Source organism: Cellvibrio sp. ATLC23, from assembly GCF_057196725.1.
Window position 1 is genome coordinate 291,303 of the sequence record NZ_JBXUOS010000002.1, and the last position, 26,709, is coordinate 318,011.

Consider the following 26,709-nt stretch of genomic DNA (forward strand, 5'->3'; position numbering starts at 1 on the left):
TTCCCACTGTATTCAATACGAACCTGTTACCCGCCACTCCATAGAGAATCCAATAAATGAAAATCGCTATTATCGTTTTATTATGCTTATGCGTCTTGCCTTATGTGTTCGCTGTGATATCGCATTACTATCGAAAACAGCAATTAGGTAAATTTGACAATCAATACCCGCGCGAACAAATCACTCACTTACAAGGGGCCGGCGCTCGCGCAGTGGCGGCTCAACAAAATTCGTGGGAGGCGCTTGCAATATACAGCGCAGCGTTATTGGCCGTAGTTGCATCAGGGCTGGACGTTAAATATTTGGCAGAAGCCGCCATTGTTGTGCTTATTGGTCGCTTACTACACGGATTTTTTTATCTTACCAATTTAGATAAGCTACGCTCACTGGCATTTCTGGTTGCCATAACACCGTGTTTTTATTTGTTTTACGTTGTGCTGGTAGTTTTTTAGAAATAAGGATTTATTTTAGCGTGATACCCTCAAAAGTTGCGCGATTATATTTTCGCAAGGACGACCGGGCGGCTTTATCCACTAATGCAAACACGCGATCCAGATCATCTTTTAAATTCTTTGGCTTGTGCCCCGCCAATTTAATGATCTGGCAGTTGCATTGATCTAACACCATAAAAAATTGCTGATAGAGACTCGCATTATTTAAACGCTTACCACTGTTCGCACAATAATCCTGCTGTTCTAACTTATTACGCCTCGCCAACAGCCCTACAATATTTTGTGAATCGGTATAAATTACAAACTGCACGGCAGTTTCTGAATGTAACAGTAAGACATCATTAATAGCCCACAACAAGGTCTGTAATTCCAGCGTTGTGGATGACGTATTGTCAAACCGCTTGACGGCCACCTTTGCGTTTAAGTCGTTAAGAGACAACCCGGTTTCGTCAACCGCAAGATAAGCCCCAAAACCGATGCGCGTTTTTGTATCCACGCTGCCGTCGATAAATAATTTTAAGTTAAACACTTAACAACGCTTTAAAATTTTCCCGATAGCGGCGCGAGAGTGTAAGTTTTATTTGATTGTGCAAGGTTACTTCATAGTCGCCGGTATCCAACGCCTGTATTTCCTGAATCTGTTCCAGGTTAACAATGGTGGAGCGATGAATGCGGGTGAAATTATCTGGCAATAGTTTTTCCATGGTGATGCGCATAGGGTAGACACTGCCTTTGATATGCAAATTCGCGTAATTGCCCGCCGCTTCGATCCATTCAATATCGCTGGTCTGAATTAAGAATTCCCGCCCCAATTTTTTAATCAGTAAGCGCTCGGGCGGAGCATCCGGCTCTGTCACCAACACCACCGCATTGAGAAAAAACCAGCTCACCAGCAGCGCCACACTCCACAAGCGCTGACAGCATTAAAAGTGTGGGTCAGTCATAAAATTTAGTCACAGCGGGCTGTCCGCATATGTTTGTGTAATCTCACTTAAATCAATTAAACGAATACCAATCGTGTCAATCCTGTTTGTGGGGGAAGTTTAAAAGTTGCACAATAAAAATTCTCTAAGCCGAAGCAAGGAATATAAGGCTACGAACAATCGCTTATGCGATGTAACGCACTGAATCGCCATGGCGACATTGTTATAAAAATTGTTTAGACATTGCAGAGAGGTCACCATGCAAAACAGTCAAGAGATTCGCGAATTAGCTTATTACCTTTGGATTTCAGAAGGAAAACCTGACGGACAAGCCAACAAACATTGGCAGATGGCCATTAAATTAGCAGCGGAACAAAGACGTGGCAGGGCTGAAGACAAAACCTCAACAGACCCCTCTGAGGCGAAGGGTCTATACGAACCTGCGCAACCCGATCAAACCTAGCGATTACACGCGCTCCTTATTTATGAGATTCAGTAGAAGCGTTACATCTAATGGCTTCACAAAATAATGGTCGATACCTGCCGCGTGTGCCGCTTTACGGTCACTCGCTTGTCCGTAACCTGATACTGCGATAAGTTCAGGCGCCCTTTCGCCCAACAGATTGCGAATACGTCCAGCTAACTCATAACCATCCATTCCAGGTAGGCCAATATCGAGTACTACTGTATCAAAAGACACAGCCGCTAATTCTCGCAGGGCGTCGCGCGGGTCATAAACTACCTCAGTCTCATATCCCATAACCTGAAGGTATACCGCCAAAGTATTTGCCGCATCTTTATTGTCGTCGACCACCAGGATTTTTCGCGTTCTTTGCTGACTTTCAACAGGTATTATTTCACCAACCTGATTAATTGTTTCAGGTGTCGTGAGAAGTGGTAACCGCACGATGAACTCAGCTCCATTCCCCGCGCCACCACTGCGAGCAACTACCGTCCCGTTATGGAGCGTAATTAAGGTTTTTACGATTGCCAGACCTAGACCGAGACCGCCTTGACTTCGGTCAGCAGAGCGCGTTCCTTGTACAAACAAATCGAAAGCACTAACGATCAAATTCGGTTCCATTCCTATACCGTTATCGCGCACTCGTATTTCGATCTCGCTTGCAACGCACCTCACTGTCAGCTCAATCAAACCTTGCTCGGGGGTAAATTTACAGGCGTTAGCAAGGAGATTGACTACGACCTGAACAAGCCGCTCTTCATCGCCCTCCACTCGCGCAGTTTCATCTTCAAACTGTACGATTAACCGCTGTTTTTTCATCTCAACCTGCGGGCGGATTTGCTCCAGGGCGGTACTAATGACGTGTTTAAACGCAAACGGTTTTTTGTCCACACGAATGTGACCCCGGGTTACGCGGGATGCATCCAGTAAATCATCGACTAGACCCGTCATATGATTTACTTGGCGAGTAATTATTTCGCTGGTCTTTCTAATCCGTTCGGGTGACAGCGGTAAATTAAGTAAATCGGCCGCCGATTTAATCGGCGCGAGAGGATTGCGCAGCTCATGCGCAAGCATGGCAAGGAAATCGTCTTTGCGCCGATCGGCTTCTTTCAGCGCGGCCAGAAAATTAGCATTTTCAATGGCGATTGCCGCACGCTGTCCTATGTCGATCGCGAGCGACACATCGCGCGGCCCATAAATTCGCCCGCTCTCGGCTGAAATAAATGTGAGCACGCCTAAGGTTTTACCTCTTACCGATAATGGCACGCCTATGTACGAACGTAAGCCCAGTTCTCTGATGCTGTTTAAGTGATCTAAATCTTTGATAGTCTTTTGCAGCAGGGCGTCATCAATTTCAGCCACCAACTCCGGTTGCCCTGAACGCACAATTTGCCAAAGCCCGAGCGGGGCGGATTTATCGGGCGGAAACTTTTCATGAAGTTGATGAGCCAATTGCACTTTCGTCGGCTCAACGTGACTTACTGCCACTCGTTTTAACTCACCTTCTTGATCCAAGAGGTCTACAGTGCACCAATCGGCAAAGCTTGGCACCGCAAGCTGGGCGACTTTTGCGAGGGTTTTTTCATAATCTATTACATCCGCAAACTCGGCACTGGCTTCGGCAATAAATTGCAACTTTTGCTCATTGAGCTTGCGTTCAGTAATGTCGAGACAAACCCCCGCGATGAGCACCGGCGTTCCCTCCTGATCGAGTATTTTTTCACGCCGACTTTCAATCCAACGCAAGCTCCCATCCGGCCAGAAAATTCGATACTCTATCGTCAAAAAAGCATTATGTGTGAGTAAATCCGAGCGTGCTGTGTCTAGCCGGGGGACATCATCGGGATGCACAAAGCGTAAATACTCACTTGCTTTCGTAATCCCATCACCCTCAGGCAAGCCGTGGATCGCTGCCATACCAGGCCACCAGTGAACCACGTCGGTAGTGAGATCCCACTGCCAAGCACCCATTCCGCCAGCACTTAACGCGAGTTGGAAGCGCTTTTCAGTGGCGTGCTGCACTATATCCCGCTGATGACGCACCTCAGTGACATCCCGCCCAACAGCATAGAGAAGGTCATTCTCTGCGACGAGCGTCCAGCAAATCCACCGATAGCATCCATTTTTATGCCGGGTGTTTATTTCGACGTTATCGAGCTGCTTCTTAGCGGCCAAGTCAGACAAAATTTGAAGCGCCTCTGGGATTTGGTCTGGATGACAAATATCGAGGAACGGAAACGACAAAGCCTCTTGCGCGGTCCACCCCAGAGTTTTAGTAAATGCTGGATTTACCGCGACCAAATAACCCGAAAATGATGCAACGGCCAATATATCGTGAGAGATAGCCCAAATCCGGTCACGCTCAGAAACACTGGATGCGACCTTTTTCCGCAGTTGCTGATTGAGGTCCTGAAGCGAGAACTGCGCATTCTTTTGCTCCGTGATATCAACCGTCGACCCCACCAGACACACTGATTGCCCAGAGCTATCGCGCTCAATGTAGGAAGATGTCCGCAACCACCGCACCGAATGATCGGGCCGAACAATTCGAAACTCGTCGGACAATGTTTCGTCGCTGACGAGCGAACGATTAATTTTTTCAAACACCCGGCTACGGTCGTCGGCATGAACAAGACTACCAAAATCCTCCACCGTGCCGCCAAACTCACCAGGCGCAAGACCATGCAGTTCGTAGACTTGCTTGGACCAAGTGACTTTGTTATTGAGAATATCCCACTCCCAGATCCCTATTTTTCCCGCTGCTGTAGCAAAACGCAGACGTTGTTCGCTGTCCTTAAGCGCCGACTGCGCCAGTCGCTCGCGATGAAGTAAACGGGCATTAACAACAATAGGGGCAGCCAGTGCTGCAATCTCCATCGCCAGACTCAGATGCCCTCGATCATGCTTGCGTCCTGAATCTGCCATAAACAGCGTGAGCGAGCCCAACAACTCATTGCCAAAACGCAATGGCACACTGAGCATGGAACTAAACGCCAAGCCACGGGGGGCGTTAAAGGCGGCCTCATACCAAGCATCATCAGTGTTGTCATGTAACACCGGTTCGCCCGTGGACAAGGCGCACAGATTGATATCGTTACGTTCATTGCGCTGCCACTGGGTTGATTGCAAGAGTGTTTCAAGTTCTGGATTTTGATGCGCGCGGGCAGTGCGCCGCACTCCTTCATCCACAATGACATCAAAAAAACCGAAATCGGAAAGGTGGGGCTGGCAAACGGCGATGGTATTGGCGAGTGCTTGATCCAATTCGAGGGAAGACGCGAGAACCCTTGCCGCTTGGCGGAATAGTTCGTAGTGTTCCGCTATTGCAGAGCTAGTTAAACCATCTTGCGAATCTGCTCGCGTCTTGTCGATGATTGGAGAGTCTGGCATCGCGCTTGAATTACCTGCAGTGAGTGTGAAATAAGCTGACCATAAAAGGTTATGCAAAAAACAAGAAAACTTTCAAATAAACATCAGATGCTGACTGCAAAATGATCATGACCTTGCTCCCGCTTTAACTTCCGCCAGCGCGGTGAATAACAGCTGACTGTTAACCGGTTTTACAAAATGCTGTGTGAAACCAGCCGCGATGGATAACTGCTGATCTTGCGGTTGCGCGTATCCGGTTAGTGCGAAACACGGCTTAGCCGCAATATCAGGGCGCCTATGCAAGGCTTTGATCAGATCGTATCCATTCATATCGGGCAAGCCAATATCGAGGATAAAAGCATCGATCTGCTCGCTCTCGACGATGGTCAATGCATCACCGGCCGTGTGAGCGGTCCACACTTTGTGCCCGATGAGCTCCAGTAACATGGACAAGGACTCAGCGGCATCTACATTATCATCTACTAATAAAATGGTTAATTGGGCATCGCCCCTACCGGCGCCCGTTAACGCAGGGGGTTGTTTTACTTCGGCAGCCACTCGAGGGAGCGATACCACGAATGAACTACCCTTACCGTGGCCCGCGCTAAATGCTTTAACCTCACCCCTATGCAAAGTAACAATAGCCTTGACCAACGCCAGACCAATTCCCAACCCTCCTTGAGCGCGATCAAGGCGCTGTGCGCCTTGAGTAAACAGATCAAAAACCTGCGGTAATAAGGCAGAGTCCATGCCATGACCGTTATCAGAAACTACAATACTGGCATGGGTGCTATCTGCGTCTATAGACAACTGTAAATCGCCATGGGGGGGCGTGTACTTGGCGGCGTTGGTCAGCAAATTAGCAACTACTTGGACTAGCCTGATCCGATCGCCTTCTACCCAGAGCGGCTGCGCATCCATCTGGATAGTCAGATTGTGACATTTGGCATCTATCATCGGCCGCACTTGTTCAACCGCGGTAGTCATTATCGTTTTGATATCCAAGCGTTCAGTTTCGAGCTGGATCAACCCCCGAGTGACGCGCGACACATCCATCAAATCATCAATCAGACGGGTGAAATGCGCAATTTGGCGCGAAAGGATTTCCCCCACTTGGCGTACACGCTGAGGGTCATCGCCCGCCTGACACAGAATACCTGCGGCCGCACTCACAGGCGCAAGAGGGTTGCGAAGTTCGTGCGCCAACATGGCAAGAAACTCGTCTTTGGAGCGACTTAAGCGCTCCGCTTCAGCCCGCGCTGATCGCTCGCTTGATAACAATAACTGCCGCTCTTCAGCTGCCTTTTGTGCTAAATCGTAGAGCCTCGCATTGTCGATGACCATCGCAGCTTGGGCAGCCAAGCCGACCACTAAACGTTCGCTTCGGGCGGTAAAAACGGCCGCTTCTGGATGACCAAAAAATAGCCCGCCTATTACCTCACCAGAGCGCGAGATGACCGGTGCAGCGAGATAACTTTTGACCGGAAGATGACCTTGCGGCATTCCGTAATGAGGTGCCATCTTCCCGTAACGAGGATCTTGGGTAATGTCGTCGCTACGTAATGCTGCTTGTCCCAGAAATGTCGGTTTAAATACGTCGGTCGCACGCGGGTGCCCAAATCTTTCAAAAGCGGAGCGTGGTGCGCCCGATAGCGCGTAAAGCAAAAGGCTATCCCCCTGCTCGTTTTTCGAGTTGTAAAAAAATGCCCCAAATTCCGCCCCTGTCAGCGCTCGCCCCGAATCAGTGACTATCTGGAGTAGGCTGTCGAGCTCCAAAGTGGAGGCAAGAGATTGCCACGAATTGTTGAATAGCTCGAGAATTCGGGTTTCATCCTGTAATGCTTCTTCCGTTTGCTTGCGCTCCGAAATATCCAATACTACCGCCAGAACAGAATCGGGAAACTCACGCTCAATCTTATGAACCAAACTAACGGTGGCGCTTACCCATATAGGTGATCCATCTGGCTTGAGATAACGTTTTTCGATCTCAAATGGCTGCCCATCCACGAGCAGCTGGTTAAAAGCGACTTCACTTGCATTGAGGTCATCCGCAAAGGTCAGATCATGGATATCTTTGCCCAGCAGTTCCTCACGGGAGCGCCCTAATATTTCACAAAAGCGATCGTTAATACGAATCAAACGCCCTTGCAGATCACGCTCTGCGATACCAGCCGCCGTCTGATCAAACAGCGAAATTAAATGTTGCTGGCTTAACCGTAGTGCAACTTCCGCCTGCTTCTGTTTAGTAATATCGCGAAAAAATACGGCCAGGTTTTTATTTGGTAAAGGATTGACTCTTATTTCCAGCCAACTTTCGTGCGGTTCTCCAGGATTAAGATTTAATTCAATCAATGCCGCTTCGCGTTTATCGAAAGCCTGCTGATAAACACGGCTGACTCTAGTTTTAGCATCAGCACCCCATAACTCTTCATCGCTTTTTCCAATCACATCAACAGGCGGGCGACCCAGAATACGTAGGCCTTCTGCGTTAACTTTGGCAACCCGCCCGTTCGCTCCGACCAACATAAATCCCTCACCCATTTGATTGAGGATTTGATTGCTCCAGTCGCGTTCAACCTGTAACCGCTGTTGCGCAATCGCATTCTCCATCGCCACCCAGGCGCGATTCACAACGTCTTTCGCGGCTTGAACCTCTTGCTGCGTCCAAGAGTAAGCGTGCGGTTTAATCGCATTGATATTAAAAAGTAAGTGACCATTTTTGAGGATGGGAACCATTAGGATAGATCGAATATTCAACGCCTGAAATGGCGCTGTAAATTCCTGCGTGCGCGGATCTGTTAACAGATCCTTGCAAACAAATTCCTGCCCGCTTCGTAAAATAGGTAGTAATGAAGGACTAAAATCATCGATTCTTCCAGACAGCGGGAGGGGTGGCATACTTGGCGCAAACCAACCACTTTTGGTATGAAACACACCAGCGACATCATCGATCTCGGCATACCAACAACCTGCTGCGCCTAAATGCTCGGCCAACATTGCAACCGCATTATTTATAATGTCATCGGGAACCGTCAGAGGGTGGAGCCGATCCGCCAACTTCAACTGAAACTCACGCAAGCGCTGGTCACGTACACCTTTCGTTGTTTCCACTACAGTGCAATACAATCCCGCAATGGTGCCTTTATCATCATAAAGAGGCGAATAAGAAAAAGTAAACCAAGCGTTTTCAGGCTGCCCACTGCGCTCCACTGTGAGCGGTAAATCCTCAAAATAGCTGCCTTGACCCGCAAGTGCAGAGTCGACAATAGGGCTGATATCAGGCCATATTTCACTCCACACATCCTGAAACTTTGCTCCCAACGCTCTGGGATGTTTACTGCCTAGCATCTCTGCATAAGCATCGTTGTAAAGAAAACCGAGGTCAGACCCCCAAGCAATAAACATGGGAAATTTGGAATTAAGAATTAAACTAACGACAGCTTGCAGCGACAATGGCCAACGATTGGGATCATCAAATACTGAACAGGACCAATTCTGCGCGCGCAGTAGCGCACCTACATTGCTACTCTCTGGAAACAAAAGATTTAAATCCACGAATTATCCCTTCCAAAACAGGCATAAGGCAAAAGGAGCGGCTCGTATATTGAGCACGCATGGCTCGTATTATTGAATGCGACTTTTAGTGATTTTTTACGCTTAAATCGCCTTAACTAACACCCAAACTTTTTAATCGACAAGCTTATACATGCAGGGTCGTAACGGCAATAAAATGATCGGACACTTTGGTCACCCGAGACAATTTAGTGCTTTAAGACACATTGTGTGGTGATTTACAAAGCTGTTAGGATCTCGAAGAAGTAAACAGCTAGCAAAACAATTAAAGGATAGAAATTGTTAGGCTGTAAATAGCTAACTCAGTTTATGTATAAATCAAATCGAACAAAAAAATCTCACTTTTTAAAGAACGACGATTTATGTTCTAACACTTTTATATATTTTGTACGCGACGGTGCAGGAGTTTTAATCTAAATCACTCGCATTGTGACGCTCATGCAGTTGCAATGCCTCGTCCCCCCAAGCGCGATTCACGCGCTGGCCGCGTTTTACTGCCGGGCGCTCGCTGATTTCTTGGCTCCAACGCAAAACGTGCGAATAGGAAGTAACATCCAAAAATTCTGCCGCTTCATACAACTTGCCCAACACTAACGCGCCGTACCAGGAAAAATTCGCCATATCGGCAATGGTGTATTCATCACCGCAAAGATAGCGATGCTCTGCCAAGTGGCGATCCAATACATCCAATTGTCGTTTTACTTCCATCGCATAGCGATTAATGGGGTATTCTAATTTTTCGGGGGCGTAAGTATAAAAGTGCCCAAAGCCGCCGCCTAAAAACGGAGCGCTGCCAATTTGCCAAAATAACCAGCAGAGACATTCCGCTTTCGCTGCAGCATCCCGTGGTAAAAAAGCAGAAAACTTTTCCGCGAGATATAACAAAATTGCGCCCGACTCGAATACTCGTGTAGGCGGTGTGGTGGAAGTATCTAACAAGGCGGGGATTTTAGAGTTCGGGTTTAGCGCAACAAAGCCGCTACCAAATTGATCGCCTTTACCAATTTCTATTAACCATGCATCGTATTCCGCACCGGTTATGCCCAACGCTAAAAGCTCCTCCAACAGTATGGTAACTTTCACTCCATTCGGTGTAGCGAGCGAATAGAGCTGTAACGGATGCTTACCCACAGCTAGCGCCTTTTCATGGGTTGCACCTGCGATGGGGCGATTAGTGCTGGCGAAAGCACCACCATTATCTTTGTCCCAGGTCCAGACTTTAGGAGGCGTATAGGATTGTTTGCTGCTCATAGGGTTTTTATCTCCGTATTAGTAAATATCGCGACCGTTTACGCGCTCTAGTACAAATTAGTTCAGCGCAATATAGCACTATAAAATACTGGCTATCAGCAGAATTATTTGGCCAATAAGTTCAATTCATCGCGCGCGAGCTGCACACCTTCTTGCGCCGCCTCCTCCAGCAATTTTAACCCGCGTGCCTTGTCTTGCTTTACATCACCGGAGCCGTAATACAAATTAAATCCATAAGTAAATTTTGAATGCGAATGCCCTTGTGCGATGGCGCGCTCAAAATAATCGCTTGAGCTTTTGGAATTGTTATCGGCAAAATCGCCATACAGATAAATCACTCCCAAGCGATAAGACGCCTCTGCAACACCACCCTCAGACGCACTTTCCAACAACTTCATACTGCGAACCTCAAACTCATCATCTGTTTCACCGCTACTTTCAAGGCTAAAACTGGAATACAGAAATTGTGCGTAGGCATCGTTTTGTTCTAGATAAGGTGACAGCAATTCATACAACGCCTCAACCTCACCATTTTCCAAAAGGTCTTCGGCTTGTTGTTTTATTTCGTTTTCCATATTGATTCACTTATAAATGTTTTATTGATTGATTCGTAGCTCGTATGGAGCCTAGCGAAATACGGGAGTTTTTAGATTTTGGTTCTGTATTAATTGAATCGCTTCGTGTGCCTTAAAAAAACCGCATTTCGTTAGACTCCATGCGGGCTACTTGCTATGCGATCTCAGGCGTAACCTCAAATCCAATATCTTTTAGACTTAAATTTATTAAATTTATACCTGCCTCCGCCGCACTTACTTTTATCTTTTTCCACCGTTCACTGCCAGTACTAACTTCCGTATTTGTCACAACAACTAAGTTGAATATTGGTTTTTTACCCGTAATTGAGCAATACGAATTAACTTGCTCACTAGAATTTCGTACGAAGTGATTCATAAGCATAAAGAGGTGATCAGGGTTTCGGATCCATTTAACCTCAAAAATTATATCTTCGTTATCTCGCCCATTTGTAACAACTCCATCGAACTCGACTGACTCATTGCCCTTTCTGAAACGTACGCCCCTTTCAATAAGAGCGTATTCCTTAGACAAATAACTAAGAGCTCGATCCTCCACCTCAAAGGACAGCTTCATTCTTGACGCACTCGAAAGACCCGGTAGCGTTGACAGGTCGACTTTTGCAACTGTAAAGCCTTCCGCTTCTACTGGTTGCTCTGACCTGTATTCCTCCTCTATTGCCTCTTCAGCTTTCCGGCGAATATTCTCAGCCGTACTGAGAGCCTCTTTCTTATATTTGAAGTAATTTTCATCTTTTCTTATTATTGCTGCTAAGTTCTGCAAAAATTCCAACTCAGTAACTGCTGTTGCAACTATAAAAATAGCAGCAAAATACGTAGCCCAATGAGAAGAAAAAAAGGACAGCGAAGCCACAAGCATAATCGAGAACAATTTAGTGGCGTGATTTCTTTGCTTTTCCCAAAATGTAATGAACAAACATATAATTGACGCAAAAAGCGCAACAGTACCGATAAGGCTTATATAACTATCTGGTGGCACGATATATTCCATTTTTTCGCCTAACGATTTATTTAACAGCAAAAGCCGTAACTATTAAAATAGCCATCAAAAAAATCTTCAATGGGTGACAATTTGTTGTGATTCACAAGCTTCGTCTACGCAACCCTCCCCAACCTGTGTTGCAATTTTCGGCGGCGGTGCTTGCCCTTCTATTGAATCTATATTTGCATCAAAGCATGCCCATGTGGGGGCGCTTTTTGTCCAGATATTTATGGTGGGAGAAACCGACGAGGGTTCATCCAAGGTGCCGATGCGCACGCCAGTGTATTGCGGCCTTGCGGATGAATTGGCGAATAAGTGCGAACCGCAGGTTGGGCAAAAACGGCGGCGAACTTGGTTGCCGCTTTCGGCAACGCTGGTGAATTCACTCAGTTCGCCATTAATGGTGAGTGAATCGGCATTCACTATTGCGTTCACCGTGCCGTTGGAGGCGATATGTTGGCAGTCTTTACACCAGCAGACGCGTGCCGCAATAGGTTCGCCAGAAAAGTGATAGCTCACTGCACCGCAAAGACATCTCCCACTGCGCTCAGTCATATAGTCCTCCGCCTTTTTTCATCAGAATAGTAAAGCGCAATTAAAAAACTATTGCACCTAATTGCGCCAATCGGAATTACTGGATATTACACAATTAACGCTTACGCGTAGCCTGCCCTTCAAAATCTTTATGCAATTGCTCAAGCGTGCAAAATATTCCAACACCTGCCTGATGAGGAATATTGGCGTTGGTAAATGTTGTCTGCCAGTTTTTTAATGCATCCAAGGTTTGATCGATATAGTCATTGGGCTTCAAGAATTTATAGTCACTACATAATTCGTTGATTATTTTTCGAGTGGGCTTGCCGTGACCACTGAAAGCAGTGCTGTGTTCGCCGCGCGCTTGGGAAAATGTAATGTCGTAAGCGGGGGCGAAAACCCAGTGGGCTGACCCACCTTTTTGTACCGGCTCATTACAGAGGAATGCGAAATTTTTTGTGTGGTCATCAAAATTATGCGAGAGCGCATTAAAGATCATAAGGCGCGCCATTTTTTCTACTTCGGCTGCGCTTTTTGTTAACACAAACGTTAGTTTTAGCAGGTCGCTGTAATCCATGGTCGGCGCTCTGAAATCAGCGTACATGAGCGCAGCCACGGTCATCATGTGCCGTTTCTTATCGCCTTCGCGGTCAAAACGTTTGGTCGCAAAAAAACGTTCGGCCTGCCCATTAGGCATAGACTGTTTGAGCAGAATGGATTCCGCCATTTGAACACCTGCCGCGCGCGCCATTTGCGCGTAAGCATATTCAATGGCTCCCGTTTCAATTGGCTCATCAGTTGCTCTGAATTTAATTATCCAGTGATCGTGACCTGCAGGAATATCACCAAATGCGGAAATGGCTTCTTGTTTATCCAATGAAAGCGCAATTACCGCTTTTGGTCGCGCACCACCCGGTGAGCCACCCGCAATGCGTAATTGTTTTAACACCTCCTTAGTTTCACCGGTATAAACCTGCTGCGATGCCGTAAATAATTCGGCAATACTGAGCGCACCACTTAACTCCGAGTGTTCGGCTTTGGGGTGATAGTCAAACGCACCCATGCCGCGATCACCTATGTAGGCCAAACGATCCAACATGGTTGCAGTGCGCGCGGTGCCGTCACCAAATGTTGCGTTAAAAAAACGATCCATTAGCAATAACCCCCAACCATCAGGCAGCGAATCCGCAAAAGGGCCGTGCAAGCCGTTGAAGGTTTGCAGGTTCGCGGCAAGCTGGGGTTTATCGTCAAATTTCATGGTGATAGGCGATAAATTAAAACCCTGTGCAAGCCAGGTTTTGTCGTAGACAAAATAAATACCCTTGCCATCAACTTTATACAATTCGCCTACTATTGCTCCAGCAATTGATACCACCAGATTTTCCGTCGGTTTAAATTTTTGTCGCTTTCCTTGTGTTGTCATTTTGTCCCTCTCTTGCGCCTGGCATTTTTTAATTCAGCAATTGAGCTTGGTCGTTCTGGTTTAAAAAGTGCGGAAATAGGAGCGAGCTGGTCGAGCGCAGCGGCAAGCAGAATCAGAGACTCCAAGGTAATTGAACCACTCACTTCAAAGCGCTTGATGGAGGATTCAGAAACGCCCGACAGCTCTGCCAGCGTCTTGCGCGACAAGTTCCTGGCCAGCCGCAACTGCCTAGCATTTTGCCCCAGGGAGCGTGCAAGCTCAGCAGGTGAATAAAGCATATGCGTTAGAGACACGATACTATCCCAGCGATATCAATTGGTCATATTTGACCAACTATAGCACATAATATCAAATAATTGGTCTTTTATGACCAATAAAAAATCCCCCGCTAACGCCAGTTAACGGGGGATTTTCGGGCTTATGCGGGTGCGCCGCTTGTTACTTCGCCAAGGCTTCCAGCGCTTTTTTGGTTTCTGCATTCACGCTGTGGTTCAGATTCATCACAATTTCCGCCAGTTGTTTTTCCGCTTCGGTTGTGGGTTCTGCTTCACTGACGATTTTCAACTCGGCAATATCATCGGCCTTGGCATTATGTGCAACGTTGTGAATGGCCTCAGCAATTGCACGAGAGGCAGTGCTATTGCTCTCATCTTTACTGATCGCTGCAAGTGTTGTTTTCTGCTCGGCAGAGGGGTAGTGATTCAATTCGGTAAGAATTTTTGCCATAGAGGCAATCGCGTTGGATTCGGCAAACGACAGTGGGGCGATGACTAATAACGTAAATAGCGCGATAACAGCGGATAAGGTAGAGGTTTTGCGTTTCATCTTTATTAGCTCCTGTGTTGTTATGTTTGGAAAAGCATGATTAAAAGCTAGAATATAAGCACGGCGCCGATTATGACACGGCCTGAATGAACTTATATGTGATGTGAGCCGCTGTACAGAACAGAATTTCGTTTTTTGTAAGCTGGGCCGCCATGCCTAACAAATTTATTCAATAATCAAAAATCCCCGCCAGCACTTCTGGTAGGGAAATTAATTAACGACCATTACACATTCAAAAGACGAAAAACAATAACTCAATTATTTTTTTCTGGCGTAGCGTCTACAGCGGAAGCAGTTTGATTTACGGGAGAATCAAGACCATTACCATTAAGTTCTTTTAGTGCTTCCTGGCTGCTGTTGATTATCGTTTGAATATGTTCTTTTTCTTCTGCTGTCGCATTTTCAAGATCTGTTTTGGCAGTTTGTATTTTATGTTGCAGCTTTTGCTTTTGTTTTTCCAATCGCTCAGCTTTTTCGGCTTTATCAAACACTAAGGTTTCAGCTGGAATTCGGCTGCTCACTAGCTGCTGCCCCTTGCCTAATGGAATCATTTTAGAATCTTCTGCAATAGGGCGCTGATTCATAATGATGGGCGACATAATTTCTATACCGTCACCGTGCAGTGAATCCAAAATATTGCAACGCAACATGGAGCGCGCAGTCAATAAACTTTTAACATCCGACAACATGCCACTCACTTTATAGGTGATGGCATAGTTGCCCAACTCCAAGACTTGTACAAAAGGGTCTTCAAGTTCGCTGTGCTTGGCAGCGGCGAGCAGTAAAGACTCCACACGCGTGTGATGGATATCGTAACCCAAAGACAAAGTGGTCGAGACAATACAGCCAGAGCTACGCGTAACTGAGATAGGATTAGTAATTAAAAAGGTATTGGGTAATGCAACCAGCTCACGATTTTCAGTTTGTATTTCTGTATCTAACAAACCGCGTTCAACAACACGCCCGAAAAAATCGCCCACTTCAATAAAATCACCGGTGCGAAACGGTTTGGTTACGCGCAACATAGTGCCCGCCATGATGTTGATAAAAATCGTGCTGGACGAAAATGCAAGCACACCCGAAATAACCAAACCGATCAACGCAATAACTTGATTGCGTGAACTTTCACTGACCGGCAATGCCAATGCTATCGCTATTATTCCCGCAAGAGTAAGCCCCAGCATCATCAGCTGGCGCGGAAAGAGTCGCTCATTGCCCAGTTCTTGATGCCGCTTGATGAGTAGCAAATGCGCAAGCCAAAGCGTTACACCAACAACCAGCGTAGCGCCAATCAACGGTGCAAATGTGTTAACAGCTTCAACCATAGAATTGACGAGTGACATGTTTAATCCTTGTTATAGCGAATAACCACCGATAGCGACTAATCTCTGAATACAGCAGTAATGTGCAAGAGTTTGTACTTGATTGCAAAGCCTGCGGATCAATATAGCCTATATCAACAACCCCTTATCACGTTGAATACTATTTCTAACCCAAAAAAAATCCCCCACAATTGTGAACGGAGGGGGATTTTTTAGCGATACGCGAGTTAGCGCTTGTGGTGAATTTTTACGGAGCCAATGCTTCCAGCGCTTTTTTAGTTTCTGCACTCACGCTGTGATTCAGAGTCATGACAATTTCGGCCAGCTGCTTTTCCGCATCTGTTGCAGATTCAGCTGCAGCGATAGTTTTCAACACCGCGACATCATCCGCCTTGGGCGAATGCTCCACATTGTGGATTGCCTGAGCAATGGCGCGAGTGGCTTCGCTGTTGGCTTCGTCTTTACTAATCGCTGCCAAGGCTGCTTTATGGTCGGCAGAAGGATAGTGATTCAGTTCGTTAAGAATTTTTGCCATGGTGGCAATCGCGTTGGATTCTGCAAACGACAGTGGGGAAATAACCAGCAGCATAAACAACGCGATAGCACTGGCCGATAAGGTAAAGGTTTTATTTTTCATCTTTTCTGACTCCTATGTAGTTATGTTTGGAAGACTTGCCTTTACAACGGCACGGATTATGACACGGCTAACATAAACTAGTTCGTGATACGAGCCGCTGTTCGGGGTATTAGAAGTAACGGGCAATTTAGGCCAATCCCTCTCCGCCGATGCAAGCATATTGGTCATGACATTCCAGCACACGGGCAACGTCTGGATGAGTTGCATCACTTCCTAAAACTGCAATCTCTTTAACCGTGCGATAAGTTTTTGCGACCACTTCATAATCTGCTAACCATTCGGAAAAACCGTCTAGCTCATATTGTTCATGGCGAGGGAATCTGAATAAAGGCCGATCCACACCGATACGCCATGGCTTAGGTGTTAAGCGAGCGCGATAGCAGGACTGTACTTTGCACAGAGTGACATAAAGAGGATCAACACCCAGCGACGTAAACAGTGAATTCACTGCCGCATAATCCTGCTCAAATATACGATTAACAATAACAACACGCAGCCCCGCAAAGGTTTCATAGACTTTGATGGTGTAGTGGGGATTTTGCTTTTGAAACTGTTCGATATTCGCAAGGTGATAAGCTTTATCTTTTTTTGGCTTGCCAAACAATTGAAGCAACTTTGAGAAGAAAGTTTCTGCGGTTACATCTATATCTCCAAAGAAAACAGAAGGTGCATTGAGAACAATCGCACCATAATTATTTCGGGTAAGAACACCTAACAAACGGCCATCTGCAGCTTTAATTTCATCAAGTACTTCTTCGCGGATATAACCATTCCAATATTCATATTCGCGCAGTGCATCGAACCCACGGCTAACAAGCTGCGCAAGTTTAGCGGCTCTTTCCATCGCGTTAACGCCTGCTTGCTGCTGGCTTTCATTGGACGCACCCCATGTAGATAAAGTGCTAGTACCAAATATTTTTTCGTCCGCAGGCACAGATGCTTCCGACCAATATTTTGCGAATTTCATGAACATGCTCCTAACAATAATTATTCTATTTATGAAAGATTAACTGTTCGTTGAAACACGAAAAACGTCGCCCGAGGTAATCGTGACCTGCGCAGAGCTGTGTAATTGCATCAGATTATCCAATATCAATTCTCGCAGCTGTGCGCTCACTACAGTGAAACCTAGTTTCTTCGCTACCGCCGACGGGATTTCGTCTTTTTTCCCTCCCAGATTTTCGATAAGCACCTGTTTGATGGCTTGTTGGAGCTCTTGCGGAGGTAAATATTCCGGTTTGCGTAAGTTGGCGGACGATATATCAGATCTATCGCGGACACGAACACTTCTATCGGGTATATCCAGAAATTCGCCACTGGCAATTATTGCGCCGTCACTTAGCGATATTTTCCTGGCTTCCTCTAACACATCACGAATTCGATTTCCCGCACGTTGAAGCCCCCACAGGCTTCTAATTCGCGTCACGACTTCGTCACTGCGTATTGGACCCTCAATTTCAACTACTCTTCGAACGATATTGGCTAACTGTGTTAAAGGAACCTCATGCAATTCCATTTGCTTGGGAACGGCAAAATCAGCTTCCTGATATTTGTTGGCCTCGTTTTGTAGTGTCGTGAGATCGATGATGGAATGGTTTTCACGGTCAACAATATTGACCTGAACCTTACCGGCATCTTTTTGAATATCTCTTTCCTGACGAGCAGTTAACTCCACTTTTGCTGCTTCAAGTGCACTAAGAATTTTTTTGATTTCTTTTGCCGGTTGTCGAAACCAATCCGTACTCCAAACGCGATGCAGTATCCAACCGTGATCCTCAAGAACTGACTGGCGCAGACGATCCCTATCACGGGCAGATCGCGATGAATGATAACTCGCACCGTCACATTCAATGCCTAACAAATAACGCCCAGAGTTTTCCTGGTCTAAAACGGCCAGATCAATAAAGAACCCTGCAATCCCAATTTGCGGATGAACCGTTACTCCAGCAGCTTCAAGCGCTCTTTTGACTTCCTCTTCGAAAGGCGAATCCATTTCACGAGTTTCACGACTCGCTAAAGATAACCTGCCAGTTTCTGCGTAACTCAGAAAAACCTTTAACGCAGCAACACCTTTTCCTTTGCCTCTATCGAGATCAATATCCTCAGCTTTTATTGAAGAGAATACTTCACACCGCAACTTCGCCCGCGAAATGAGTACGTTTAATCGGCGCTCACCACCATCCATGCTGACGGGGCCAAACTTCATCGGCAAATATCCAGACGAGTTTCGTGCATAGGCTACCGAAATAAAAATAACATCCCGCTCATCGCCCTGCACATTTTCCAGATTTTTTATAAAGAATGGTTCATTAGGGTGATCATTAAAATAGGGTTCCACCTCTAAATGTTGCCTTCGAAGTAATTCTAGCTCGTCTTGAATCGCTATTTTTTGCTGCAGCGAGAATGCAGCAACACCTAAACTTTGATGCGGATTATTTTTAGCATGCTCGATGATTTTGCTCGCAATCACTTTTGCTTCTTCTCGATTAACGCGTGTTCCGCCAGTATCAAACACACCATTTTGAACGTAGTTGAACTTTAAGCCCATGCCGGCTGCCGCCGTGTACGGGCTTGGAACAATAAATAATTCGCTTTTGTAGAACTGTTGATTGGAGACTGCAATTAACGATTGATGGCGACTGCGGTAATGCCACCGCAACATCATTTGCGGCATACCTCTCGCCATACAAAGACTCAGAATGCTTTCAACATCACCGGCGCCCGCCACGAAAGATTCATCATCATCTTCCGACGTTTCAACTTCCGTGGTCATACGAGAAAAGAATCGCGTTGGTGGCAGCTGCCGATCATCACCCACTACAACAATTTGCTTACATCGTGCTACCGCACCCAAGGCATCAATGGGTTCGATCTGACTGGCCTCATCAATCACAAGAATGTCAAATTCAATACAACCCGGTTCTAAAAATTGCGCCACTGATAGCGGGCTCATCATAAACACGGGCTTGATAGATTGAATTGCCTCTCCTGCTAATTTGAAAAGTTTTCGCAAAGGCATATGGCCGCGCTTGCGCGCAATTTCCCCGTTTAAAATGCCCATTGGTCCGATACCACCAAGGGTTCTCGGGATTTGATCAAAATGCTTGAGCGCAGTTTCAGCACGCGCAAGTTCGATGCGCTGCTTATCAAGCGCTCTAAACCGCTCTACTTTATTCGTGTGCTGATCACCGTCAAACGTAGCTATCTCCGGCAGGTTTTGACTCAGGCCTTTTAACAGACGCTCATAGTAGGCACGTTCAAAATAGGCAATCATTTGTTCAAGAGGAATGGTACTTTTTTCCGTTTGCGCGATGAGTTCACTCAAGCCTAATTCCCTAGCCTGGTTTCGTATTGCTTGATATTGCATCCAATCGAATAAACGCTCCTGCTCGTCAAGCCAGGATGCTAATCGCGATTGCAATTCCAGAAGCGCCACCGAGTTAGCGGTATCAACGCCGAATGCTTCAGTGAGATCAAGTTTGTAGTCCGCAACCAAGGAGCCAAATAACTGCTGGAACAATATCAATTGTTGCGCGACGACCACGCCCTGTTGTGCGCATTTCGCTGGCTCAGGCAAACTCGAATACAGCGTTCGAAAACTTTCGGATAGACCATTACCATCTTGACCTTTCATCCAGCGAAGAACGTTTGCCAGTTTGGGCCAATCACTTGTCTCGCCACTCCAAAGCGAACCGAATGCCGAACGCCCAAGGTTCTGTTTTTCAGCAAGCGATTTACGGAGTTGCTGGGACTCCATCAAGCTGTCCACTAACGCCAATCGCTCTTGCTTTGATCTTGGCAGCGCGTCTTTACTGAGCGATTTGATTGTTGCTAATGCCTTTCTATAATCGCCCATAAGGAAGCGGAATAGTGAATCACCATTTGCAGCTATTTGTCGCCGAGCTGAGTCCAGATCCTCTTTCCACGCTGATTCAACGAATAATGATTGAAGTCGCCCGTAACTCGATTGAAATTTAGTTCCCGTTTCTATTAATTGCTCAAGCTCCCTTATGCCATTATTCCAAATAGCATTAGCAACAGCGACACGGTCAAGCGAAGGGGCGGAGCCAATCAATTTACTGGTATGAATATGCTCTTCAATTTCTGCCGCTGTTTGTGCAGATGCGAACCCCAATACCTGGGACAACACTGCGCTCGCGGCAAGTAAGTCGTCCAAGTGTTTTTGTACTGCGGGAATTTTTTCCAGCAGATGATCAGCATCAAGCTTCAGTAACGCCGTGTGGCCACAACCGCGCCAGGGATGAGTAACTGCGGCACCGACTTTCTGCGCCTTTTGCTGGTAATCATTTAAAAGCGTTTTGCGCTGCCGAAAGTCTTCAAAACTCCATACCTCTGGTTTTTCAAGTAGTGTGGGCAAGCCCGTCAGACGGGTATTCTGCAGACGAACCAACTGTCCAATGACATTAAACGGCGTAATACCGGTCGGTTTAACACGGGCGTGAAGAATCGCAACGTGACGATTTAATTCATCGCGCGTTTTGCCAAGCTCCTGAATTAATTCTTCGCGACGTTCAATTTTCGGGCGACCAAGATCGCGCGCTGCTTTCAGTTCATCCAGTACACGACGTTTATTGGTTCGGTTACTGTGCAGCTCAATACACGCTGGCCCCAAACCAATTGCATTTAGTCGGCGATACACCACTTCAAGTGCGGCCATCTTTTCAGATACAAAAAGTACTTTTTTCCCATCCGCTACAGCAGCGGCAATCACATTCGTAATGGTTTGTGATTTACCGGTGCCGGGCGGCCCTTGAATAACCAGGTTTTCACCTTTGCGCACTGCCTCTATCGCCAGAGACTGTGAGCTATCTGCATCAACAACATGGCGCTGTTCCGCTACGGGAATAATCTTGTCTACATGAACGCCATCAGGAAAAATTGCATCCTTCGCCGGAAAGCCCTCTTGTAGCGTCGCCAAAATAAGTGGTTGTTGATCTATGCGCTTATCGGAAGGCCAGGTCTCTGGATCCAGATCGCGGTACATCAGAAATTTTGCAAAGCTGAAAAATCCGAGGACCATTGCATTGGGTTGTACTGACCAGCTTTCTTGAGAGGTTATGGATTTAGCGACTTCGTCTAAATACAGTACCGGGTCAAAGTCATCCCCCGCTTTAAATTCTGGAAGAAGCAGCCCGAAGTCCGCCTTTAATTTTGCGGCGAGCGATAAATTTTCAGAAGCATCATCTTGCAACCAAATCAATTGAAATCGTTCAGCCGCACTTTTACGCTCAAGTGCTACAGGTACTAGTATCAGTGGAGCTGAACGCTCTTTATCGGGAACATTGCGGTCAAACCATTTCAGTTGGCCCAAGCCAAGATACAAAATATTAACGCCCTGCTCTTCGATAAACGTTCGCGCATCAAAATACATCTCCAATAAACGATGCTGGAGTTTATCGGAGGCGAGCTTGGTTTGGAGCTTGGTATCTTTATGCCGGGAAGCAAGGCCACTCTCGTCTACCTCATCATCCGGTTGCGGCAGCGACACTCCACTCTCGTCATCTGGAGCCACTTCATTGGGGTCTTGTTCCACTATGCGCCCCGGCAAAAAGGTCATGTGCTTACCCTCAAGGACCAGTCTTTTATAGACCTCAGAGGTTAGCTCGTCATGGATATTCAAGATCTTACCGGTCGCTCGCGTAGGTAAGCTGAGAAGGCGGTTTCGGGTGGATAGATCAAGCAGTGACTGGCGACTTTTTTCCAACTTGACTGCAACAGACTCGGCCATTCGGATTCCCTTTGATTCGCTATTTTAGATTTGCCCGATATTAACAACTATATGAACTAAATCAAATTTCATAAGATTACTTTGCAACAACCTAAAATGAAGGGAATCAATTTTGCTCTAGATGCAAAAATCCCCCGCCAGTTGTGTGAACTGACGGGGGATTTTTGCATTTAGAGCAAAGGGCTACAACGGAGGCTTAATACACATCCCGCAAATAACGTTTATCCATATTTAATTTGCGGATGTAGTTTACGGTTTCGGCTTCGTCGAATTTTCCGTAGTGCTGGATGATATCGCGCAATGCTTGGTCTACGTCTTTGGCCATGCGGCTCGCGTCGCCGCAGACGCAGAAGTAGGCGCCCTGCTCTAACCAATCCCACAATTCTGCGCCGCGTTCACGCATGCGATCTTGCACGTAGATTTTTTGTGTTTGATCGCGTGAGAAAGCGAGACTCAATTCATTGAGCACACCGTCTTTTTGAAATTGCTGAAGTTCATCTTGATAATAAAAATCGCTCGCCGCGTGTTGCTCGCCGAAGAACAACCAGTTTTTACCCTGATCGCCACGCGCCTGGCGCTCTTGTAAAAAGCCGCGGAAAGGTGCAACGCCGGTGCCTGGGCCAACCATAATTAAGGGTGTATCGCCTTTTTCCGGTACGTGGAAATGTTTGCTCGGCTGCACAAAAATAGGAACCTCCACGCCTTCAGCGCGATCGGCCAAGAAGGTAGATGCCACCCCCTTGCGGATTTTTTTGCTATCGCGGAAACGGGAGTAGCGCACCGCAGATACAGTGAGATCAATGCGATTGGGTTGCGCTTTACTGCTGGAGGCGATGGAGTACAAACGCGGTTGTAATCGTTTTAGCAGCGGAATTAATTCATCGATACTGGCGCGAATCGGGAATTCTTGCAGTATGTCTACCAACTGGCGACCGTAAAGCCATTCTTGCAATTCAGCTTTCTGTTCGGCATCGAGCAGTTTTTGTAAATCTTTGCTGTTACTGCGCTGCGCAATAAAATTTAGCGCTTCCAAACTGGGGCGGCAAATTTCATAATTTTCCAGCAGCGCTTGGTGCAAGGGTTTTTCATGAGTATCCACCACTACCGGTGCAGCCGAATTTAAATTCAGTGATTGCTCTAATTCAAATACATACTCAGGGCAATTTTTTGGCCAGATGCCAAGTGCATCGCCCGCTTCATAGCTGATGCCGGAATCGCCCAAATCAAAACCGAATTGACGCACATCTTTACTGGAACCTTCCGCATTTAAGCGCTGGTTGATAATCAAACGCGAAGCGTAAGGATTGGCTTTGCCATAAGCAGCAGATGCAGACGAATTGGTGGAAGTCACAGTCATGGTAGATGGCTGGTTCGCAGCAGCGGCGTTGTTCGTCGAGTTTAAAGGAGCTAATTGCTCACTGAGCTTAGCAAACCATTGCGCCGCTGGCGATTCAAAATCTGTATCGCAATCCACGCGTTCCACTAAGGCTTTAGCACCCAACGCTTGCAAACGGGCAAATAATTTTTTGCCATGACCGCAGAACTGATCGTAATTGGAATCACCCAATGCCAGAAGCGCAAATTGCAAATCGTTTAAGGCGGGCGCTGCATCGCTATTTAGTTGACTCCAGAAATCGCCGCCGCTGTCGGGTGCATCGCCATCGCCAAAGGTGCTGGTAACAAATACAGCGAGTTTATTGGCCGCTAATTTTTCTAGTGAATAATCATTCATGCATTTAACATTCACCGCCCAGCCCTGCGCCGATAATTGTTGCGCAAAATTTTCGGCCAGAGTTTCCGCATTGCCCGTTTGTGATGCCCAGAGCAACAACAATTCGGGTTTTGCTTGCGCGGCGGCGGCACTCACCCCCATTGCCCCAACACCTATGGGCAGCACCCTGCTAAACATACCGGCGAGCAAACCATTTACCCAGGTGCGATACTGAGGGTTAATCGGTGCATCGGCAGGTAGTGCCGGCACTGCAGAAATTAATTTTGCTGAGGCTTGCAAGCCGCTGATATAACCGCCCAGATAAGTGCGCTCGGCCTCGGAAAAATTCGGCGCTATTGCCTCTACTACACCGATTTTTTCGGCGAAGGTTTTAATCAAGGTCATGCTGGTTTCCTCACCTATGGGCGCATAGGCCATAGGGATTTCGTAATCGTAATCATGGCTATCGGAATGCTCAGCAGATTCAGACTCCTCTACAAAGACTTCGACACGCTTAAGCGCAACTGCAGCGATTTTTAATTCTGGCTGCTGGGAAATCGCATCAATTTTATCGCTGGTGACTGCATTGATGCAGAGGTTATCGCCATAGATATCGTTCCAGTGAATCGGCGCAAAACAACAACCGGGTTGCACGCGGTCAGTCACCACTGCAGGCAAAATGGCGTAGCCACGACGCGAGCGAATTTCCACCTTGTCTTTATTGTTGATGCCCAACTCAGCGGCATCTTGCGGATGAATCTCTACAAACGTGCCGGGGTTTAATTTATTGAGCGTGGCAATTTTTCCGGTTTTGGTGAGCGTGTGCCATTGATGCTGAACGCGGCCAGTATTGAGAACCATGGGAAATTCGGCGCTGGGCATTTCCGCCGGATCTACATGGGGGCGGGGGTGAAATGTTGCTTTGCCGGAATCGGTCGCAAATTGCAGTTGCGGCTTGCTGCCATCTTCCTCAATTTTTAACGGCTGATGAATGCCGTTATTTAAATAACGGATTGGATTGCGATTGGAGTTTTCATCGGCGCAGGGCCACTGCAAAGGATCAACGCGCAAACGCTCATAACTAACGCCGCGCAGATCGTAACCGGTTTTGGGGTTGTAGCTTTGTTTGATTTCATCAAACACGTCGGCAGCAGAAGTAAAATTAAATCCTTCACTAAAACCCATCTCCCGCGCTACACGGGCAATAATTTCCCAATCGGCCATGGCCTCACCGGGCGGCTGCACCGCTTCTTGCATGAGGGTGATATTGCGCTCGGAGTTGATCATCACGCCTTCGGCTTCCGCCCACAACGCGCCAGGCAATAAAATATCGGCGTACCGATTTGTTTCGGTATCGAGGAAGGCATCCTGCGCTATAACCAATTCTGCTTTTTGCAAACCGTCAATCACGATGCTGCGATTGGGCACTGAGGCCACCGGGTTAGTGCAAATAATCCAGCAGGCTTTGATATCACCCGCCACCATGCGCTCGAACATATCGACTGTGCCTTTGCCGAGTTTGGTGCTAATACTGCCCTGCTCAAGGCCCCACATCTGCTCGATAAATTCGCGATCTTTTTCCACCAACAAACTGCGCTGACCGGGCAAACCCGGCCCCATATAACCCATCTCGCGCCCGCCCATGGCATTGGGTTGGCCGGTGAGCGAAAAAGGGCCGCTGCCGAGGCGACAAATTTTTCCCGTCGCCAAATGCAGGTTACAAATCGCGTTGGTATTCCAGGTGCCGTGGGTGCTTTGATTTAAACCCATAGTCCAGCAAGTCATAAACTCGGGGGCATTGCCGATCATCTCGGCCGTGTTAATTAATGACTCGATGGAGAGGCCGGTAATCGCGCTGACTTTTTCTGGCGTGTAGTCCGCCAAAAATTCGGGAAAACTTTCCCAGCCTTGGGTGTGCTGGGCGATAAAATCGGCATCGGTTTTGCCATTTTTATGGAGCAAAAATAACAGGCCGTTTAAAAAGGCGAGATCGGTGCCGGGTTTAATCGGCAAATAAAGATCGGCTTTATCGGCCGTGGTAGTGCGGCGCGGATCAACCACGATTAACTTGGCACCGGCTTTGACGCGATCCATCATGCGCAAATACAAAATCGGGTGGCAGTCGGCCATGTTGGCGCCTATCACCAAAAACAGATCGCTGTGGTCAAAATCCTGATAGGAACCGGGTGGCGCATCGGAGCCGAGCGAGAGCTTGTAACCCGCGCCCGCGCTCGCCATACACAGGCGCGAGTTGGATTCGATATTGTTGGTGCGAATAAAGCCTTTGGCGAGTTTGTTGGCGAGGTATTGGGATTCGATCGACATCTGCCCGGATACGTAAAAACTGATCGCCTCTGGGCCGTGTTGGTCGAGAATATCGCGCAAGCGTTGGGCGGTGGTGCTGATCGCCTGCGCCATAGGGGTTTTCACCGGGTCACGGCGGCGCTCACCGCGCACAAAGGCGGATTCCATGCGACCGGAGTTAGTGAGCGCTTGGGCGCTGGTCTGGCCTTTGGTGCACAGGCGGCCAAAATTGGACGGATGGTTTTTATCGCCAGTGACTTTAACGACCTTGGTGCCGTCGGTTTCCAGCACCATACCGCAGCCCACACCGCAGTATGGGCACACGGAACGCACGGACTTTTTCACAGCAGAATCAGACATAAGCTAGCAACTCCTCATTGGGAGGGGTTTAGCAAGCGTTATGCCAGTGGCTAAGCAGATTAGCCAATTTCGCACAAGATGTTGATTTTATTAGAGTATTTTAATTTCAAATCGCTAAAAACTATTTCCCAACAGACCGTATTAATCCCCTGCTCATTTTTTTGCCTCATCTAAATGCAATTTTCGATTGATCGGGCACAATTTTGTTTTTTATTGGTGCACCAAGAGCAGCGAG

At 47.2% G+C, this 26,709-nt stretch carries 18 protein-coding genes; 2 read left to right on the forward strand and 16 right to left on the reverse strand.

The window, feature by feature from the left end:
* Positions 1-56: 56 nt before the first annotated feature.
* Positions 57-452, forward strand: coding sequence for an MAPEG family protein (locus AC2CG4_RS04275; RefSeq protein WP_484485094.1), 396 nt, complete (start codon positions 57-59; stop codon positions 450-452).
* A 10-nt stretch (positions 453-462) separates the two neighbouring features.
* On the opposite strand, the gene AC2CG4_RS04280 is transcribed toward AC2CG4_RS04275, so the two are convergent.
* Positions 463-981, reverse strand: coding sequence for an RNase H family protein (locus AC2CG4_RS04280; protein ID WP_484485095.1), 519 nt, complete (start codon positions 979-981; stop codon positions 463-465).
* Positions 974-1,342, reverse strand: a complete 369-nt coding sequence (locus AC2CG4_RS04285) for a LytTR family DNA-binding domain-containing protein (protein WP_484485096.1) — start codon at positions 1,340-1,342, stop codon at positions 974-976. Before AC2CG4_RS04285 ends, AC2CG4_RS04280 begins: the two co-directional genes overlap by 8 nt.
* A gap of 292 nt (positions 1,343-1,634) precedes the next feature.
* On the opposite strand from AC2CG4_RS04285, the gene AC2CG4_RS04290 reads away from it, so the two are divergent.
* Positions 1,635-1,838 carry a DUF2934 domain-containing protein gene (locus tag AC2CG4_RS04290; RefSeq protein ID WP_484485097.1) on the forward strand — a complete coding sequence of 68 codons (204 nt, stop codon included), beginning with the start codon at positions 1,635-1,637 and terminating at the stop codon, positions 1,836-1,838.
* A 3-nt stretch (positions 1,839-1,841) separates the two neighbouring features.
* Here AC2CG4_RS04290 and AC2CG4_RS04295 read toward each other — a convergent pair whose 3' ends face one another.
* The 14 genes from AC2CG4_RS04295 to AC2CG4_RS04360 form a co-directional block, all read right to left on the reverse strand.
* On the reverse strand, positions 1,842-5,231 hold the full coding sequence (locus tag AC2CG4_RS04295) for a PAS domain-containing protein (protein WP_484485098.1): 3,390 nt from the start codon (positions 5,229-5,231) through the stop codon (positions 1,842-1,844).
* A 105-nt stretch (positions 5,232-5,336) separates the two neighbouring features.
* On the reverse strand, positions 5,337-8,765 hold the full coding sequence (locus AC2CG4_RS04300) for a PAS domain S-box protein (RefSeq protein ID WP_484485099.1): 3,429 nt from the start codon (positions 8,763-8,765) through the stop codon (positions 5,337-5,339).
* A gap of 426 nt (positions 8,766-9,191) precedes the next feature.
* Positions 9,192-10,034 carry a glutathione-dependent disulfide-bond oxidoreductase gene (gene yghU / locus AC2CG4_RS04305; protein ID WP_484485100.1) on the reverse strand — a complete coding sequence of 281 codons (843 nt, stop codon included), beginning with the start codon at positions 10,032-10,034 and terminating at the stop codon, positions 9,192-9,194.
* A 104-nt stretch (positions 10,035-10,138) separates the two neighbouring features.
* Positions 10,139-10,609, reverse strand: coding sequence for a tetratricopeptide repeat protein (locus AC2CG4_RS04310; RefSeq protein WP_484485101.1), 471 nt, complete (start codon positions 10,607-10,609; stop codon positions 10,139-10,141).
* 154 nt (positions 10,610-10,763) lie between these two features.
* Positions 10,764-11,618 carry a hypothetical protein gene (locus AC2CG4_RS04315; RefSeq protein WP_484485102.1) on the reverse strand — a complete coding sequence of 285 codons (855 nt, stop codon included), beginning with the start codon at positions 11,616-11,618 and terminating at the stop codon, positions 10,764-10,766.
* 66 nt (positions 11,619-11,684) lie between these two features.
* Positions 11,685-12,164 (reverse strand): GFA family protein, encoded by a 480-nt coding sequence (locus AC2CG4_RS04320; RefSeq protein WP_484485103.1) that lies wholly within the window; start codon positions 12,162-12,164, stop codon positions 11,685-11,687.
* A gap of 94 nt (positions 12,165-12,258) precedes the next feature.
* A complete protein-coding gene (locus AC2CG4_RS04325) occupies positions 12,259-13,566 on the reverse strand; it encodes a type II toxin-antitoxin system HipA family toxin (protein WP_484485104.1) in 1,308 nt (435 codons plus the stop codon).
* Complete coding sequence (locus AC2CG4_RS04330; RefSeq protein WP_484485105.1) at positions 13,563-13,859, reverse strand: helix-turn-helix domain-containing protein; 297 nt, start codon at positions 13,857-13,859, stop codon at positions 13,563-13,565. Before AC2CG4_RS04330 ends, AC2CG4_RS04325 begins: the two co-directional genes overlap by 4 nt.
* A 145-nt stretch (positions 13,860-14,004) precedes the next feature.
* Complete coding sequence (locus tag AC2CG4_RS04335) at positions 14,005-14,391, reverse strand: hypothetical protein (RefSeq protein WP_484485106.1); 387 nt, start codon at positions 14,389-14,391, stop codon at positions 14,005-14,007.
* 254 nt (positions 14,392-14,645) lie between these two features.
* A complete protein-coding gene (locus AC2CG4_RS04340) occupies positions 14,646-15,734 on the reverse strand; it encodes a mechanosensitive ion channel family protein (protein WP_484485107.1) in 1,089 nt (362 codons plus the stop codon).
* A 226-nt stretch (positions 15,735-15,960) separates the two neighbouring features.
* The gene (locus AC2CG4_RS04345) at positions 15,961-16,350 is read right to left on the reverse strand and encodes a hypothetical protein (RefSeq protein ID WP_484485108.1); all 390 of its coding nucleotides are present in this window, start codon (positions 16,348-16,350) and stop codon (positions 15,961-15,963) included.
* 127 nt (positions 16,351-16,477) lie between these two features.
* Entirely contained in the window at positions 16,478-17,317 is an 840-nt protein-coding gene (locus AC2CG4_RS04350; protein ID WP_484485109.1) for a hypothetical protein, read from the reverse strand.
* A gap of 39 nt (positions 17,318-17,356) precedes the next feature.
* Positions 17,357-22,099, reverse strand: a complete 4,743-nt coding sequence (locus AC2CG4_RS04355) for a DUF3320 domain-containing protein (protein WP_484485110.1) — start codon at positions 22,097-22,099, stop codon at positions 17,357-17,359.
* Between the two features lie 196 nt (positions 22,100-22,295).
* The gene (locus tag AC2CG4_RS04360; protein ID WP_484485111.1) at positions 22,296-26,474 is read right to left on the reverse strand and encodes a bifunctional nitrate reductase/sulfite reductase flavoprotein subunit alpha; all 4,179 of its coding nucleotides are present in this window, start codon (positions 26,472-26,474) and stop codon (positions 22,296-22,298) included.
* Positions 26,475-26,709: the final 235 nt, after the last annotated feature.

Coding starts and splice junctions, on each gene's coding strand:
- AC2CG4_RS04360 (WP_484485111.1), bottom strand. CDS start 26,474: ATGTCTGATTCTGCTGTGAAAAAGTCCGTGCGTTCCGTGTGCCCATAC.
- AC2CG4_RS04320 (WP_484485103.1), bottom strand. CDS start 12,164: ATGACTGAGCGCAGTGGGAGATGTCTTTGCGGTGCAGTGAGCTATCAC.
- AC2CG4_RS04335 (WP_484485106.1), bottom strand. CDS start 14,391: ATGAAACGCAAAACCTCTACCTTATCCGCTGTTATCGCGCTATTTACG.
- AC2CG4_RS04315 (WP_484485102.1), bottom strand. CDS start 11,618: ATGGAATATATCGTGCCACCAGATAGTTATATAAGCCTTATCGGTACT.
- AC2CG4_RS04275 (WP_484485094.1), top strand. CDS start 57: ATGAAAATCGCTATTATCGTTTTATTATGCTTATGCGTCTTGCCTTAT.
- AC2CG4_RS04290 (WP_484485097.1), top strand. CDS start 1,635: ATGCAAAACAGTCAAGAGATTCGCGAATTAGCTTATTACCTTTGGATT.
- AC2CG4_RS04355 (WP_484485110.1), bottom strand. CDS start 22,099: ATGGCCGAGTCTGTTGCAGTCAAGTTGGAAAAAAGTCGCCAGTCACTG.
- AC2CG4_RS04325 (WP_484485104.1), bottom strand. CDS start 13,566: ATGACAACACAAGGAAAGCGACAAAAATTTAAACCGACGGAAAATCTG.
- AC2CG4_RS04350 (WP_484485109.1), bottom strand. CDS start 17,317: ATGAAATTCGCAAAATATTGGTCGGAAGCATCTGTGCCTGCGGACGAA.
- AC2CG4_RS04310 (WP_484485101.1), bottom strand. CDS start 10,609: ATGGAAAACGAAATAAAACAACAAGCCGAAGACCTTTTGGAAAATGGT.
- AC2CG4_RS04295 (WP_484485098.1), bottom strand. CDS start 5,231: ATGCCAGACTCTCCAATCATCGACAAGACGCGAGCAGATTCGCAAGAT.
- yghU (WP_484485100.1), bottom strand. CDS start 10,034: ATGAGCAGCAAACAATCCTATACGCCTCCTAAAGTCTGGACCTGGGAC.
- AC2CG4_RS04340 (WP_484485107.1), bottom strand. CDS start 15,734: ATGTCACTCGTCAATTCTATGGTTGAAGCTGTTAACACATTTGCACCG.
- AC2CG4_RS04345 (WP_484485108.1), bottom strand. CDS start 16,350: ATGAAAAATAAAACCTTTACCTTATCGGCCAGTGCTATCGCGTTGTTT.